Annotated in this window: 11 protein-coding genes; 4 read left to right on the top strand and 7 right to left on the bottom strand. The window is 42.9% G+C overall.

Going from position 1 to position 15,885, the window contains the following annotated elements; translation table 11 throughout:
- Nucleotides 1-23: 23 nt before the first annotated feature.
- The 6 genes from R7Q11_RS12350 to R7Q11_RS12325 all read right to left on the bottom strand — a co-directional run bounded on the left by R7Q11_RS12350 (nt 24) and on the right by R7Q11_RS12325 (nt 7,222).
- Nucleotides 24-242, bottom strand: coding sequence for a DUF2835 domain-containing protein (locus R7Q11_RS12350; protein ID WP_005377440.1), 219 nt, complete (start codon nt 240-242; stop codon nt 24-26).
- Nucleotides 243-307: 65 nt separating this feature from the next.
- On the bottom strand, nt 308-2,914 hold the full coding sequence (pepN, locus tag R7Q11_RS12345) for an aminopeptidase N (protein ID WP_225466473.1): 2,607 nt from the start codon (nt 2,912-2,914) through the stop codon (nt 308-310).
- Nucleotides 2,915-3,140: 226 nt separating this feature from the next.
- On the bottom strand, nt 3,141-3,806 hold the full coding sequence (locus tag R7Q11_RS12340) for a hypothetical protein (protein WP_005377438.1): 666 nt from the start codon (nt 3,804-3,806) through the stop codon (nt 3,141-3,143).
- A gap of 194 nt (nt 3,807-4,000) precedes the next feature.
- Entirely contained in the window at nt 4,001-6,007 is a 2,007-nt protein-coding gene (gene prc, locus R7Q11_RS12335; protein WP_017634279.1) for a carboxy terminal-processing peptidase, read from the bottom strand.
- A 17-nt stretch (nt 6,008-6,024) separates the two neighbouring features.
- Nucleotides 6,025-6,651, bottom strand: coding sequence for an RNA chaperone ProQ (gene proQ / locus R7Q11_RS12330; RefSeq protein ID WP_225466472.1), 627 nt, complete (start codon nt 6,649-6,651; stop codon nt 6,025-6,027).
- Nucleotides 6,652-6,748: 97 nt separating this feature from the next.
- A complete protein-coding gene (locus R7Q11_RS12325) occupies nt 6,749-7,222 on the bottom strand; it encodes a GAF domain-containing protein (protein WP_005377433.1) in 474 nt (157 codons plus the stop codon).
- 92 nt (nt 7,223-7,314) lie between these two features.
- Between R7Q11_RS12325 and R7Q11_RS12320 the strand changes: the two genes are divergently transcribed.
- The 4 genes from R7Q11_RS12320 to rsmF all read left to right on the top strand — a co-directional run bounded on the left by R7Q11_RS12320 (nt 7,315) and on the right by rsmF (nt 14,614).
- The gene (locus tag R7Q11_RS12320) at nt 7,315-9,111 is read left to right on the top strand and encodes an ABC transporter ATP-binding protein (RefSeq protein ID WP_225466471.1); all 1,797 of its coding nucleotides are present in this window, start codon (nt 7,315-7,317) and stop codon (nt 9,109-9,111) included.
- 24 nt (nt 9,112-9,135) lie between these two features.
- The gene (locus R7Q11_RS12315) at nt 9,136-10,386 is read left to right on the top strand and encodes a paraquat-inducible protein A (protein ID WP_225466470.1); all 1,251 of its coding nucleotides are present in this window, start codon (nt 9,136-9,138) and stop codon (nt 10,384-10,386) included.
- Nucleotides 10,379-13,027: an MlaD family protein gene (locus R7Q11_RS12310; protein WP_017634276.1), complete on the top strand. Its 2,649-nt coding sequence runs from the start codon at nt 10,379-10,381 to the stop codon at nt 13,025-13,027. The genes R7Q11_RS12315 and R7Q11_RS12310 overlap by 8 nt, the downstream gene beginning before the upstream one ends.
- A 150-nt stretch (nt 13,028-13,177) precedes the next feature.
- Nucleotides 13,178-14,614 (top strand): 16S rRNA (cytosine(1407)-C(5))-methyltransferase RsmF, encoded by a 1,437-nt coding sequence (gene rsmF / locus R7Q11_RS12305; protein WP_031781146.1) that lies wholly within the window; start codon nt 13,178-13,180, stop codon nt 14,612-14,614.
- A 283-nt stretch (nt 14,615-14,897) separates the two neighbouring features.
- On the opposite strand, the gene R7Q11_RS12300 is transcribed toward rsmF, so the two are convergent.
- Nucleotides 14,898-15,731 (bottom strand): S1 RNA-binding domain-containing protein, encoded by an 834-nt coding sequence (locus R7Q11_RS12300; RefSeq protein ID WP_017633794.1) that lies wholly within the window; start codon nt 15,729-15,731, stop codon nt 14,898-14,900.
- Between the last annotated feature and the right edge of the window lie 154 nt (nt 15,732-15,885).

The following is a 15,885-nucleotide window of genomic DNA, read 5'->3' as shown; positions in this document are numbered from 1 at the left end:
TAACTCTCTGCAAATACAATACATCACAGAGTTTCTAACTTAAGAAACTTATTATTTTGGTCAGTTGTTAGTCTAAACTGGCCTCTAACGCCCAATTGACTAAGAAATGGTCTAAATCTCGCGGCGGGTAACTGCAAACGCAAACCGTTGTGTGTGACAACTTGAACAACACTTGCCGCACCAGAATAATGAGATAAAAACGTTTGATATGAAATGTTGAGATTGAAGTAGTAATAGTTCATGAAGTGAAAACTAAGTGACATAAACAAATAAGGTGGCCTTAATGACCACCCTATTGTGTTGTTTACTATTCGTCTAGTGCTTTAGTCACTTTTTCGAATAGATCTTTAGCAAGATTATCCATTGCTTTGAGCTTTTCAAGTTCTGCACGAATCATTGCTTGGCGAGCTTCATCGTATTTACGGAACTTAAGCAAAGGATCAATCATTCGAGAAGCTACTTGTGGGTTCGAATCATTTAGTTGGCGAAGAATTTCACCGGCAAATTGGTAACCTACACCGGATTTATCATGGAAACGTACAGGGTTCGCACCTAAGAACGAGCCAATTAAGCTGCGCGTACGGTTCGGATTTTTCAAACTAAATGCTTCGTGGTTCATGGTTGCTTTTACTTTTTCAAGAGCATCCTCTGCAGGATTGCTACCTTGAAGTGCAAACCACTTATCCATAACCAAACCATCGTGCTTCCATTTATCGCTATAATCAGCCATAAGTGCTTCACGACACTCGAGCTGAGCGTTATTTGCGGCACTCATCGCAGCAATCGTATCTGTCATGTTATTTGCAGATGCGTACTGCGCGTTGACTAAATCATTACCTTTTTCCGTATATGCTAGGTACTGAAGGCAACGGTTACGTAAAGCACGCTTGCCAATAGCAGCATGGTCGATCGTATACTCTGTTTGCTTAAGCGTGTGATAAGTCGCACTTAGCTCATCTTCTAATTCCTTAGAAAGTGACACTGTAATGCTGTTTAGCACTTTGTCTACGGCATCGATATCAATTTTCTGGTACCAACCAGTAATCTCATTGATTGAAGGCATAGAGAAAACTTGAGCAATGAAAGCTGGCTCAAGCGTTTCATCCAACAGCACACCGCGGAAAGCATCTATCACACCTTCAGAAAGCGATACTTCTTGTCCCGCTTGAACGTTTTTCACATTCTGACGAATGTATTTAGCCAATAGCATTTGGCTAGCGTCCCATCGAGCAAAATCGTTCGTTGCGTGCTTCATCAAGAAGACTAACTCGTCATCGCTGTAATCGTATTCTAATTTGACTGGTGCCGAGAATTCACGCAACAAAGATGGCACTGGCTGTTCTTCGACATTTTCAAATACGAACGTTTGCTTATCTTGTTTAATATCCAGCACGTTATGAACAAATTCACCGTTACTCATCAGTGGGATAACTTGACCTTTCGAATCATACAACTCGATATCGAACGGGATATGCAGCGCTTGTTTTTCTGCTTGGTCTTGCGTCGGCTCCGTAAATTGCTCTACCGTTAGTGCGTAAGTTTTTGCATCAGCGTTGTATTCGCTATTTACGCGTAGCGTTGGTGTACCCGATTGGCTGTACCACAAACGGAACTGTTTTAAATCAACACCGGTGGCATCTTCCATTGCAGAAACAAAGTCTTCACACGTCGCGGCGGTACCATCGTGACGTTCAAAATAAAGTTTCATTCCTTTTTGGAAGCCCTCTTCGCCAAGGAGTGTATGGTACATGCGAATAACTTCGCTGCCCTTTTCATACACCGTTAGCGTGTAGAAGTTATTCATCTCAATGACTTTGTCAGGACGAATCGGGTGAGACATTGGGCTTGCATCTTCCGCAAATTGAGGACCACGAATAATACGTACGTTATCAATACGGTTATCAGCACGAGAGCCTAAGTCAGAAGAGAATTCTTGGTCACGGAATACGGTTAAGCCCTCTTTTAGACTTAGTTGGAACCAATCACGACAAGTGACACGGTTGCCAGTCCAGTTGTGGAAGTACTCATGACCTATCACAGCTTCGATGCCTAAATAATCACGATCTGTCGCAGTTTGATCGTTCGCCAGAACATATTTTGAGTTAAAAATGTTCAAGCCTTTGTTTTCCATTGCACCCATGTTGAAGAAATCAACAGCAACGATCATGTAAATATCCAGATCGTATTCCAGGCCAAAGCGTTCCTCATCCCACTTCATCGAGTTGATCAGCGATGTCATCGCATGACCTGCACGATCTAAGTTACCTTTATCAACAAAGATTTCTAAATCAACACTGCGACCTGACATCGTTGTATATTTGTCACGCAATACATCAAAGTCGCCTGCAACAAGGGCGAACAAGTAAGCTGGTTTTGGATGCGGATCCTGCCATTGAACCCAATGACGACCGTTCTCTGCATCACCTTCTGCAATTCGGTTACCATTGCTCAGCAAATATGGGTAAGCCGCTTTATCTGCGATCACTTTTGTTGTGTATTTTGCTAGAACATCCGGACGGTCTAGATAGTACGTGATACGGCGGAAGCCCTCAGCCTCACACTGAGTACAAAATGCGCCGCCTGATTTGTACAAACCTTCGAGTGCTGTATTCGCTTCAGGATCAATTTTGGTGACGATTTCAAGTTCAAACTCGGATGGAAGATCGGTCAGTACCAGCGATGACTCCTTCACCTCGTGATGAGCCCAATCCTCACCATTTACTTTTACAGCGCGTAGCTCAAGCCCTTCGCCATCGAGTTCTAGCGTTGTTGTATCGCCTTTTTGAGCAACTTTTGATACCGCCGTAACGATTGTGTCATTGTCATATAGATCAAAAGTAAGATCGATATCAGTAATCGCATGAGATGGCTCTTTATAATCTTTACGATATTTGGCCAGGGGAGCTTGAGACATGAGCATAAGTCCTTGTATGTCGAACAACAAAAATACCAGACTGCATGATCAAAAATGCAGTTCTGGTATCACTATATAAGCTATTTGTAGGGGTTGTGGTATCAGAATACAAGTCTTTCCATCAAAAAACGGAGCTTTTAGTGCTCTAGCTCCGTTTTTTGATTAACATTTAAACAACATTAATGACTTACCGTACGCACGCGTAATTTGGCGCATGTTAAAGGCATCATGGCGTAACTCTATTGAGTACGGCGTACATATCACCATTGGAATCTTCGATCGTTAGCTCATTCTTGTTGAGCTTATACGTGGTTCCATGCTCGCCATTTTCATACAACAGAACCAGAAACTCATCTTCTGTGTAAAACACACCTTGTTTGATGGACTCATCCCCTTCTTCGTTCGAAACCCTAAACATGAACACGAAATCAGGTTGAAGTATCAAATCCATCTGATTAATGTTGTTTGCCACAAGACCGTCGCCAGATACGTGAGAGCTAGACCAAATACCTGCAAGTGAATTGGATAATCCCTTAGTGAATGTTACACCATTAAGATCAAGCGTATTATGGTTGTTGCGATACGCATAAATTTGAGGCTCGTCGGTGTTTAAACCAAGAACGATGGTGTCTTCATTTGCGTTATACAGCCCTTCCCAATGGTCAACGGAATAGTCTTTCTTTTGAATATCAATAGAAAAGCTGTAGTCAGAACCTAATGAGAGTTTGATCGCGCGAAAGTTTTCAGCCGACTCTTCGGGGTTTGGGTTCATTAAATACCAGTCTCCGATGAGAAACGGCGTGTCAAAGTGACTTAATTCATCTTCTCTGGTGTTTTCTCCACCAAACACACTAAAGCAGCAAAAGCTAAGTAAAATAAAGAACCACTTCATATCGGCATCCTTATCGTTTTCTTTTAGCTTAGCCAGTAGTCCTCACTTTCGCGAAATTTTAGATGTAGATCACGTAAATTATTGGGGGAAAATAAGCGAATATCTTGCTCGATATCGAGATAGCGGAAGACAAAAAGGCATAAAAAAAGAGTGAATCTGAAAGACTCACTCTTTTTTTTCTAAATTGCCAGTTATTATGACTGATTTTCCTGCTTAAGTAGATCGACCATAATCGCGACAGACTCATCTAAATAAACATCAGGAGCCTCGTAGTCTTTTGGTATGTCATCCAATGTTTTGAATGCTTTTTTACCCAAAGCAACTTGACGTTCATTTATGCGTTGTAATCGAAGGGCTTCCGCTTTATCCGATTCAGCTTTACGAACTTTTTCGTTCAAAGACAAAGTATTATCGTCTTTTTCTTTACGATATTTCTCGATGTCTTCATTGATAAAGCGGAACTCCATCTCATCAGAAATACGCTTGTTATGAAGAGCAGTAAGTTTTTCAACTAAGGCGTCGTTACTTGGAAACGTTTGATATTGTGCTTTATCAATCTGATCCCAAGGTAAAGCATTGTCTTCAACACTTTCACCAGTTTCAGAAGCCTCAATTGGCGTTGGGTACGAAATATCTGGTGCAACACCACGATTTTGCGTACTTCCACCGTCAATACGATAAAATTTCTGAATCGTGTACTGAACATAACCTAGCTCTTTATCGAAAAGATCATAAATATGATTCAGTGAACGATGTTGCTGAACTGTACCTTTACCGAAAGAGTTTTCACCTAAGATGATTGCACGATTATAATCTTGCATTGCCGCTGCAAAAATTTCAGATGCTGAAGCACTGTAGCGGTTAATCAATACCGTCAATGGGCCATCATAACTCACTTTTCCATCGGTATCGGCATTCACCTTGATGCGGCCATAGCTGTCACGGACTTGAACTACAGGGCCTTCTTTAATGAATAGACCTGTCAATGCCGTTGCTTCTGTTAGCGCACCACCGCCATTGTTGCGTAGATCAACGATTACGCCGTCAACGTTTTTGGTTTTCAACTCAGCTAGTAATTTATCGGTGTCTTTCGATAAGCCGACGTAGAAACTTGGTACTTCTAAAATACCAATCTTCTTACCGTCTTTTTCGATGATTTCTGACTTAACCGCACGATCTTCTAAGCGAACTTTGTCACGAACAATTGTGACAATGTAACTCTTCGCATCGTTACCTTCTGGTAAGATCTGTAGATTAACCTTTGTGCCTTTAGGGCCTTTGATTAACTGAACAACATCATCCAGACGCCAACCGATCACGTCGACAATTTCTTCACCGTCTTGTCCAACACCAGTGATTCGGTCCCCTTCACCAAGTTGCTTACTCTTTGATGCCGGACCGCCAACAACAAGTGAACGAATTACTGTGTAATCGTCTGTCATTTGCAAAACGGCGCCGATGCCTTCTAGAGAAAGGTTCATTTCCGATTGGAATTGCTCGGCATTACGTGGAGAAAGGTAGCTTGTATGAGGGTCAACCTGTCGCGCGAAGGCATTCATATACAACTGAAATGCGTCTTCATTGTTGGTCTGTGTGATGCGCTTCATCGCGTTGTTATAACGCTTCTCTAAAACTTCTTTAATCTCTGGCCACTCTTTGCCAGTCAGTTTCAGATTTAACGCGTCATATTTCACACGCTTGCGCCACAACTCGTTGAGCTCTGCTTCGTCTTTTGGCCATGCGGCTTCAGAGCGGTCTAACTCTATCTCGTCATCGGTATCAAACTTGATCTCTTCATCGAGTAGAGTTAACGCATAAGCAAAACGATCGAAACGCTTCTGCATTGAGAGGTTGTAAACATCAAAAGCAATTTGGTTGTTGCCCGATTTAAGCTGATCATCAAGCTCGACTGACCAATTTTTAAATGAATCGATGTCTGCTTGAGTGAAAATATTTCTATTGTAATCAAGCAACTCTACATAGCGTTCAAAGATCGCTTTAGAGAAATCATCATTGAGGCTGAAGTGCTTATAATGAGAGCGGGTAAATCGCGAGGTGACTCGTTTGCTAGCTGTTTCATGCTGAACTTCAGGAGAAAGAACCGGCAGGTCATCTTTATGTAGTTTGGCTTCAAGAGCCTGAGCTGATGCTGCTAGCCATAAGCTAGCAGCAATCAGGGTCACTTTTGAACGGCAATTCATGCGTAGGAGTATCTCCTTTATGCGCGCAAGTGCTCCGCTTTCACAACCATTTGTAGGCCGTTAGCAAGTTGAACACGTACATCATCCTTATTGATTTCAACAATGGTCGCTGCCATGTTTCCTTTGCCCATGTTCACGTTAACTGCGTTACCTACTGTGATTTCATCAGCATTTAGAGCGCGCGTTTCTACAGGCTTAGTTGTTTTTTGTACTTTTGGTTTATTAGTACGACGAGGCTGTTGAGGCTTTTTAGCCGCAGGTTTCGCTTTCGCCTTACCCTCTTCACGAGCTTTTTGTGCTTGTTCTTTACGACGAGCCTGAACTTTCGCCTTGCTTTCTGCAAGTGTCGCTTTCGCGTGTTCAACGTGCTCTTCTTCTAGCTCACCACAAGGGTTGCCATCTAGGTCTACACGTACTGCACCTGGTTTTACACCGTGTAGGTAACGCCATGATGAAGTGTACTGTCTTAACGCTGCACGAAGCTGTGTTTTGCTTACTTTTTCGTCTTCATTTAGACGTTCCGCAAGATCTTGAAAAATACCAATTTTCAGAGGTTTTGCTTCACCTTCTAAAGTAAAGCACTTAGGGAAACATTCAGCAATATATGCAATAACTTCTTTGCTGTTTTTTAACTTTTCAGTCATGAGGGGTCCTGATTTGAGCGGATTTCCGCGAGCATTAAGAAAAAATATTCTCGTATTATAGTGACATGCCAAGGAAAAACCACACTCGAAGGCTAATTTATGCGTCGTTCGCGTGTGAATTAAGCAGCTTTTCTACTTCAACCATGAAATGAGTGAGACCTTCTTCGTCTGTTTCATTAAATCGGCCAATACTTGGACTATCAATATCAAGTACACCAACCACCTTTCCATTAATAGAAAATGGAATCACAATTTCTGAATTGCTCGCTGCATCGCACGCAATATGCCCCTCAAATTCGTGAACGTCGTATACTCTTTGTATAGTATTAGTTTGTGCAGCAGTACCGCAGACGCCTCGACCCATTGGGATACGAACACAAGCTGGTTTTCCTTGGAACGGACCAAGAACAAGCTCTTCACCTTTTGTTAGGTAAAAGCCTGCCCAGTTAAGATCGTCAAGTTCCATGAAAAGCAATGAGCTCAAGTTTGCTAGGTTCGCAATAAAGTCAGGTTCAGACTCAATTAGAGCAACAGCTTGTTTGGTTAGTCTTTGGTATTGTTCTAAGTTCATATTAACTTCCTACTTACTATAAAAGCTTCCATTCTCAATGTATGGCGCTAAAATGCAGCCCTACTTTATAATAGGACTTATTCTCAATTACAATGCTTCTGAAAAATGACACTATTAGCCGTTCTTGGTTGATAACACAAGTAAAAAAGCACAAGTCCAAGCTGATCATAGCGAACTTGATAGCGGTGCTTGCAACCTTGATTAGTGTTCCAATTCCCCTCCTCATGCCTTTGATGGTTGATGAGGTCTTATTGGACCAACCTGCAAAAGGCTTAGATGCCATGAATGCCATTCTCCCTGAAGCGTGGCACACTCCGACAGGCTATATTTTCTTCACCCTGTTCTTGGTTGTTCTTATGCGAGCTGCGAGCCAAGGATTAAATATCCTTCAAAGCCGACAATTTACGCTTGTTTCAAAAACCATCACGTTTGAGATGCGCAGTAAAATGATCGACAAACTCGGCCGTATCAGCATCCGACAATACGAAACCAAAGGTAGCGGAGGAATCAACGCACACCTTATCACTGACATTGAGACCATTGATAAATTTATTGGTTCTACGTTAGCAAAATTCGTTATCAGTTTTCTGACTGTTATTGGTACTGCTATCGTTCTACTTTGGCTCGATTGGCGACTTGGTCTGTTTATCCTGTTAGTTAACCCTATTGTCATTTACTTCTCACGTAAACTAGGCAGTATGGTTAAACATCTGAAACGGAAGGAAAATCATTCTTTTGAAATTTTCCAAAACCGTTTGGTTGAAACATTAGATGGAATCTACCAACTACGCGCAGCCAATAAAGAGCGAGAATTCCTCCAACAACTCAAAGACAGTGCGAACCAAGTTCGCGTTGATGCAGACAAGTATGCTTGGCAATCTGAAGCGGCTGGTCGCGTTTCTTTTCTTCTCTTTTTGATCGGCTTTGAATTGTTCAGAGCTGTCGCAATGTTAATGGTCATGCTCAGTGACCTTACTATTGGCCAAATATTTGCCGTTTTTGGTTACCTATGGTTCATGCTGTCTCCTGTTCAAGAGTTGCTTGGGATTCAGTTTTCTTGGTACAGCGCTAAAGCCGCATTAAAACGCATCAACGACTTATTAGAGTTAGAAGAAGAGCAGAGACCGGTTCCTAAGGTAAATCCTTTCAAAGAAGGTAGAGAAGTTGATGTTAAAGTAGAAAACATTAATTTCTCTTACAATAATGAAAACAAAGTCCTAGATAATCTTTCTTTACATATGCCGGCAGGAAAGAAAGTGGCGTTGGTTGGTGCAAGCGGCGGTGGTAAGTCGACCTTGATACAATTACTTATTGGGGTTTACCGTCAAAACTCCGGTAGCATTCGCTTTAATGATGAATTAACAGAAGATATTGGCTTTGAAGTAATTCGCGACAAAATTGCCGTGGTATTACAGCAACCTATACTATTTAACGACACCTTGAGGCATAATCTAACGCTTGGTGGTAATTTTGACGAAATGTCACTTTGGCGTGCGCTTGAAGTGGCTCAGCTGCATGATGTAATTTCCCAACTGAACCACGGCTTGGATACTCAAGTTGGTCGTAATGGCATTCGTTTGTCAGGAGGTCAACGACAACGGCTTGCCATTGCTAGAATGGTGCTGAGTAATCCTCAATTTGTTATTTTAGACGAAGCCACGTCTGCGCTAGATACCGCTACTGAAGCGGCTTTACACAAAGCACTGACCGAGTTCTTACGTGGTAGAACAACATTAATCGTTGCGCACCGACTATCCGCTGTTAAACAAGCCGATTTGATCTACGTGCTTGAAGATGGGAAAGTGACGCAAACAGGTACTCATGGTGAGTTAGTTGAGCAAGAAGGCTTATATCAAACCTTATATGGGGGCATACAGTCCCACGCTTAAATCGTTCAAGCTAGAGAGGTCGTTATGACCTCTCTGTCTAAGCACGCCATGCAACCCAATAACATACGTTTGTGCCAAGGTTGTGAATTGCCTGTCGACATCGTCGACTTACCCCATGGCAAAAATGCACACTGCCCTCGTTGTGGTACACAATTATATCGAGGAGGTAGCCCTAGCCTCTCTGGTAATCTAGCCGTCGCGATAACCTGTATCCTACTATTTATTCCATCGCACTTTTTTAACTTTATTAGCATCCGACTCTTTGGTGTGATGATTCCGGCAACCCTGCCTTCAGGGATGATCACATTGATGGAAGAAGGATTTGTTCTTCTTTCATTGCTCATTCTATTTTGTAGCTCTCTAGCGCCACTGACGGTTTGTGTTTCAGTGGTAACGGCGCATATTTCTTTACATCAACGATGGTTCCGTGGGCTTCGTATCTCACTGTGGCTAATTCAACATTTGAAGCATTGGGTTATGTTGGATGTGTTCTTAGTTAGCATCGCCATTTCCTGTTTTAAACTCCAAGATTATTCCGACATTTTCGTCGGCCCAGGGTTAATTGGTCTGGTTCTTTTGCAGATATTTACCGTTTTGTTAGTTTCAAGAATCAGCGTGCGTCGTTATTGGGAAGCTTGGAAACCAGAAAGTTTATATGCTTTTGAGCATAAAGATGTGCATTGCCATGAATGCCACTTGTCCCAGCCTGAAGGTGACCATTGCCAGCGTTGTCATCACGAGTTATATCATCGCAAGCCAAACTCCATTCAGAAAACATGGGCTTACCTCATCGCAGCAACGGTCGCCATCTTCCCCGCTAACCTGATCCCTATTTCCATCTTGCTTACCAATGGTAAGCGTTTGGAGGACACTATTTTTTCAGGCGTGGCTGGTTTGGTAAAAAGCGGCATGTATGGAATCGCTGCGATCATTTTTGTTGCCAGTATCGTTGTCCCGGTGATTAAAATACTTGGGCTCGCCTACATCATGCTTTACATCCAATTCAAACGTTCGGTGTTTAAGAGACAACGAATGATGGTTTACTTTGTTGTTAAATGGATCGGTAAATGGTCTGTGATGGATTTGTTTGTTATTTCTATCATGATGACGTTAGTCGATCGTGGTCAGATACTGGATTTCACACCAGGATATGGCGCGGTAGCATTTGGTGTTGTCGTTGTATTGACCATGCTTGCAGCAGAAAGTATTGATCCAAGGCTAATCTGGGACCAAACAAGCCCAAAACAATCAGAAAAAGAGTCAATGAATGAGTGATCAGAACAGTTCTCAAACGTCATACGTACCAGATGTAAAGCGGAGTAAAGGCATATCTCCTCTTTGGCTGTTGCCAATTTTGACCATGGTCTTAGCTGGCTGGCTTGTTGTGAAGTCGATACACGATGCAGGACAACGAGTGCAAATCTATTTTTCTGATGCCGCAGGTCTTGTCGCCGGCCGAACCACTATCCGTTACCAAGGATTAGAAGTCGGCATGGTAAGAGACATTAACCTCACCGAAGATCTCGGCAGTATTTATGTCGATGCTGATATCTATCCTGAAGCTGCAAAGTTACTGAACGATAAAACACGCTTTTGGTTAGTAAAACCAACAGCTAGCCTAACGGGAGTTTCCGGACTGGATGCGCTCGTCTCAGGTAACTACATCTCGATTCAACCCGGAGATGGTCAAGAGTTTGAGACAACATTCCATGCGTTAGACTCTGCCCCAACAGATTTACGTGTTTCTCAAGGTTTGAATATTAAGCTCAAAAGCCGTGATTTAGGTGGTGTATCGGTTGGCTCTCAAATTGTTTATAAGAAAATCCCAATCGGTGAAGTGTACAGTTACCAGCTAGATGAAGATGCAAAATCTATCACTATTCAGGCCAACATTCAGGATCAATACCGACATATCATTAACAACCGCAGTCGATTCTGGAACGTCAGTGGAATTGGTGCCAGCATCGGTTTTGAAGGTGTCGATGTAAGACTAGAAAGCATGAGTGCCCTCCTAGGTGGCGCCATCGCCGTCGACTCTCCGGATGATGGTGAACCTGTAGAAGAGAACACCGAGTTCCGTTTGTATAAAGATTTGAAAACTGCTGGTCGAGGCATCGCGGTTAAAATCGTCCTACCTGATGACAGCAAGATCAGCGGAGAAGGCGCTCCAATTATGTATCGCGGAATCGAAATTGGCCAAGTTACGGACTTGAGCCTTTCCGAAGGCCGAGAAGTGATATTGGCGTCAGCGGCAATTCAACCCGCTTTTAGTGACATGCTGACGACAGGTACTCGATTTGTCTTAGAAGAAGCAAAAGTGTCCCTTTCTGGTGTTGAAAACATTGCTAATTTAGTGCGAGGAAACTTCTTAACGATCGTGCCGGGCGCGGGTGAACGCTCTCGCCGCTTTACTGCCATTCGTAAAAACGTGTTTAACCAACAGCAAGAAAAGTCCATCGCGATTCGGTTGGTGTCCGACAATTCGTTTGGCCTAGATAGCGGTGCCAATGTACTTTATAAAGGCATCGTTGTTGGTTCAATCATCAAAGTGGGCCTAGTTAAGGAAGATAAAAAATCACAACACGAAGTATTTATGGATGTATTGATTGACCATGAATACAAACATCTGATCAAATCAAACAATCGTTTTTATGTAACCGGCAGTGCATCAGCAGAGTTAACTGAATCCGGGCTCAGCGTTACCGTTCCTCCAGCAAAGCAGTTGTTAACCGGGTCAATTAGTTTTGTGAGCGAAGGCAAGCAGGATATTCAAAAAGAGTATCAACTGTTCCAAAATGAATCATTGGCTGAATTGGCGCAGTACAATCAAAGTGGCTCTAGGGCGCTAACACTATTTGCTTCTGAATTGCCGCCGATTTCCAAAGGCAGCCCTCTACTCTATCGTAATCTTCCAGTTGGTAACGTCTCCGATTTCCAACTAGTTGATGGCGGAGTACTAATTAAGGCTACTATCGAAAACCGCTTCGCTTATCTTGTAACGCCACAAACCGTTTTTTGGAATCGTTCAGGGATTGAGATAGATGCATCATTAGCTGGCGTCAGTGTGAAAGCACACCCTTTGAAGTCGTTAATCGAAGGTGGCATTGCTTTTGACTCCGTGCCAGGCGTTGAAAACAAAATCGGAGAAAACTGGAAGCTGTATTCTGATCAAAAAACCGCTCGCAAGTTTGGGCGCGTCATTGCTTTAGAAACCGACGGTTCGCAAGAGATTGCTAAAGGAATGCCGATTGAATATCAAGGTGTTAAAGTTGGTGAAATCACTCTGGTTGTACCGAATTTTCGTCGTAACATGGTTGAAGTCACTGCAAGGATCCTACCTGAATACGTAGAAAACATTGCGGTTGAAGGCTCACATTTTTGGCTAACTGAACCAGAAATTGGTTTAGGTGGCGTTAAAAACCTCGGAGCGTTGGTGTCGAAATCCATCAGTGTTGAACCAGGTAAAGGTAAAGCCAAATTTGATTTTCAGTTAGAAAATAGTTCAGAACGCGTGCATGGAATCATGTTTACGTTACAAAGTGAACAAAGAGGCTCAGTACAAGTCGGTACACCTATTCTTTACCGCCAGATGGAAGTTGGCCAAGTGACCGACGTAAGCCTAGGAGAATTTGCTGATCGCATCGTCACGACTATCAAAATACAGCCTGAATATGCTTACCTCGTTCGTCAAAACAGTGTGTTCTGGAATGTTTCAGGAGTAGATGTTTCCATCGGGCTTACTGGCGCTAACATCAAAGCGGGAACCTTTGATAGTTTAGTTCGCGGAGGAATTGCGTTTTCAACGCCAGAGCAATCGACTATTCCACCAGCGGCAAAGAGTGGGCAATCTTTCTTTTTGTATCCACAAGCTGAAGAAGGTTGGACTCAATGGCGTACAGCGATTCCTAAGCCGTAGAATAAAGCTCAATTCACGTACAATTGAAGTTTGATCACTTTAAAAGAGCAGCAATCGCTGCTCTTTTTTATTGCTCGGCCCTTGTCACTATTCGTTTCTGCTTCGCTTTCGTATATTATTTGCCACAAATTCTGCAAACGAGATCCCACATTGCATCCTAATGTTTACATCCCAGACGCGTTTCTGGAAAAAATCCAAACGATCCTTCCTGCTCACCTCAATATGGAAGACTTTATCGCGTCTTGCCAAAAGCCACTGCGCAAAAGTATTCGAGTTAATACGTTGAAGATCAGCGTTGAAGCGTTTTTAGAACGAGCAGAAACAAAAGGCTGGAAGCTTTCTCCTGTGCCTTGGTGTGACACGGGGTTTTGGATTGAAGCGGACGAGTCAGTTGTACCATTAGGCAACACAGCAGAACACATGTCTGGCTTATTCTACATTCAAGAAGCCAGTTCAATGATGCCGGTATCTGCTCTGTTTATGAATGATGAATCTTACGATGCCGTGTTAGATACTGCAGCCGCTCCCGGCTCAAAAACTACTCAAATTGCAGCTTTAATGAACAACGAAGGTGTACTTGTGGCCAATGAATACGCCGCAAGTCGTGTAAAAGTACTGCACGCTAATGTGGAACGTTGTGGGGTACGTAACGCCGCACTAAGTAACTTCGATGGACGCGTTTTTGGCGGTTGGCTACCAGAACAATTTGATGCGGTTTTGCTCGACGCGCCTTGCTCTGGAGAAGGCACCGTTCGCAAAGACGAAGATGCGATGAAAAACTGGACGCAAGCTTCCGTACTCGACATCGCTGACACACAGAAAGATCTTATTGAAAGCGCCTTCCATGCATTAAAGCCCGGTGGTGTGATGGTTTACTCAACATGTACGCTCAGTACAGAAGAAAACCAACAAGTTTGTCATCACTTGAAAGAAACCTTTGGAGATGCTGTAGAGTTTGAAAGCCTTGAGAACTTGTTTGAAAACGCAGAGGCAGCCCTAACTGAAGAAGGCTTTTTGCATATTTTCCCACAGGTCTACGACTGTGAAGGGTTCTTTGTTGCAAGAATTCGCAAACTGGCTGCTGTTGAGGCGCCAGAAGTCAAAAAGCGCATGGGGAAATTCCCCTTTGCTAAAACTTCAAAAAAAGAATCGACAGAAATTGCTCAACAACTCCAAAGCGCGTTAGGTATTAAACTTCCAAATGACAGTTCTGTATGGCTTCGCGATAAAGATGTCTGGTTATTCCCTAATGCTTTAGAAGCGATGATCGGCGAATTACGCTTCTCCCGTATGGGTATAAAGATCGCGGAAGCCCATAAAAATGGCTACCGTTGGCAACACCAAGTCGCGACTGCCCTGGCGACAGGTTCTGAAAGCAACGCCATTGAACTCAGTATTGAAGAAGCGCGCGAATGGTACATGGGGCGTGATGTTCGCCCACAAACCATTCCTGAGGGAATGAAAACAGGTAAAGGCGAAGTGCTTGTCACCTATCAAGGCGCAGTTATTGGCCTTGGCAAGTGGGTAAGCAACCGAATAAAGAATGGTCTCCCTCGCGAATTAGTACGAGATAAGAACTTATTTTAAAAGACGTAACGAACCATAAATAAATGAAAAGCCATCGTATTTGCGATGGCTTTTTAATTCGGAAGTATGAAAGCAAGTGGGCTCGCTAGCGATCCGGACACGCTGTACTAAACTAGTTGTATCAAAGTAATGCTTTGATGTGGCATTTCTCTCTATGTTCACCAACAAAATTATTGTTGGACAAGTTTAGCGCAGGCTCTGCGGAGCCGTTTCCCCTAGGCCCAAAAAAAGGAAAAGTTTGGGCCGTTTTTTTGGCTGTAGTTCCACTATACGTGAGTTTGGACTACGCTAGACGAATACCGTCTTTCTCAATGACAATTTTACCCTGCTTGTATAAGCCACCGATGGTCTTTTTATAAGTCCCTTTACTTGTGCGGAAAGCATCAAAAATCGCTTCAGGAGAAGACTTGTCATTCAAAGGCAAAAATCCGCCTTTCTTCTCTAGCAAGTCAAGGATCTTACTAGAAAGATCGTCCATTTTCGCCACACCGACTTTTTGTAGAGCAAGGTCGATTTTGCCATCTTCACGAATGTGCTTAATAAAGCCTTTCAGCTTTTTACCGATGTAAAGCTTACCAAAAACATCCGATGGGAAAATCATGCCCCAATGCTTACCATTAACGATAGCTTTATAACCAAGTTGACTACGCTCTGCGATGATCAAATCAACTTGCTCGTTAACTTCATAATTCGCTGGAGTTTTATCTAACCATTTATTGAACTTAGTCGTACCAACAATGCGACCTGACGCTTTGTCGGTATAAACATACACTAAAATGGTTTGTCCGGCAGAGAAGCGAGTGCGTTGCTCACTAAAAGGAATCAGTAAGTCCTTTTCTTTGATGCCCCAATTTACAAAAGCACCTGTCGCATTCACACCCTCAATCTTCATTAAACCCCATTCACCCACTTGGGCAATTGGTCTTTCAATGGTCGCAGCAAGTTGGCTTTCTGAATCGAAGTACAGAAATACGTCTACATGCTCACCAATTTCAGTACCCTCTGGTACATACTTACTAGGTAGTAGAACAGAACCGTAATCATCGCCATCCAGAAATACGCCAAAATCAGCCTTTTTAATGACTTCTAAGCTGTTAATTTGACCAATTTTAATCATTGATTTTGTCTCTTTTTAAATTTACGTGGAATTATACCTAAACTAACAAGAAAATCAGAGAGAAAAGCATAGTGCTCTGTTATGCTGTTGTCGTTCAGCTATATGCCCCAGTCACTCTTTTAGCACTCTTATACTTACCTGCTCAACGGAACGC

The sequence above is a fragment of the Vibrio sp. 970 genome, assembly GCF_033339075.1.
This window is presented reverse-complemented; position numbering and strand designations above follow the sequence as displayed.

Coding starts and splice junctions, on each gene's coding strand:
- R7Q11_RS12340 (WP_005377438.1), bottom strand. CDS start 3,806: ATGAAGTGGTTCTTTATTTTACTTAGCTTTTGCTGCTTTAGTGTGTTT.
- pepN (WP_225466473.1), bottom strand. CDS start 2,914: ATGTCTCAAGCTCCCCTGGCCAAATATCGTAAAGATTATAAAGAGCCA.
- proQ (WP_225466472.1), bottom strand. CDS start 6,651: ATGACTGAAAAGTTAAAAAACAGCAAAGAAGTTATTGCATATATTGCT.
- R7Q11_RS12310 (WP_017634276.1), top strand. CDS start 10,379: ATGAGTGATCAGAACAGTTCTCAAACGTCATACGTACCAGATGTAAAG.
- R7Q11_RS12320 (WP_225466471.1), top strand. CDS start 7,315: ATGCTTCTGAAAAATGACACTATTAGCCGTTCTTGGTTGATAACACAA.
- R7Q11_RS12315 (WP_225466470.1), top strand. CDS start 9,136: ATGACCTCTCTGTCTAAGCACGCCATGCAACCCAATAACATACGTTTG.
- R7Q11_RS12300 (WP_017633794.1), bottom strand. CDS start 15,731: ATGATTAAAATTGGTCAAATTAACAGCTTAGAAGTCATTAAAAAGGCT.
- R7Q11_RS12350 (WP_005377440.1), bottom strand. CDS start 242: ATGAACTATTACTACTTCAATCTCAACATTTCATATCAAACGTTTTTA.
- prc (WP_017634279.1), bottom strand. CDS start 6,007: ATGAATTGCCGTTCAAAAGTGACCCTGATTGCTGCTAGCTTATGGCTA.
- R7Q11_RS12325 (WP_005377433.1), bottom strand. CDS start 7,222: ATGAACTTAGAACAATACCAAAGACTAACCAAACAAGCTGTTGCTCTA.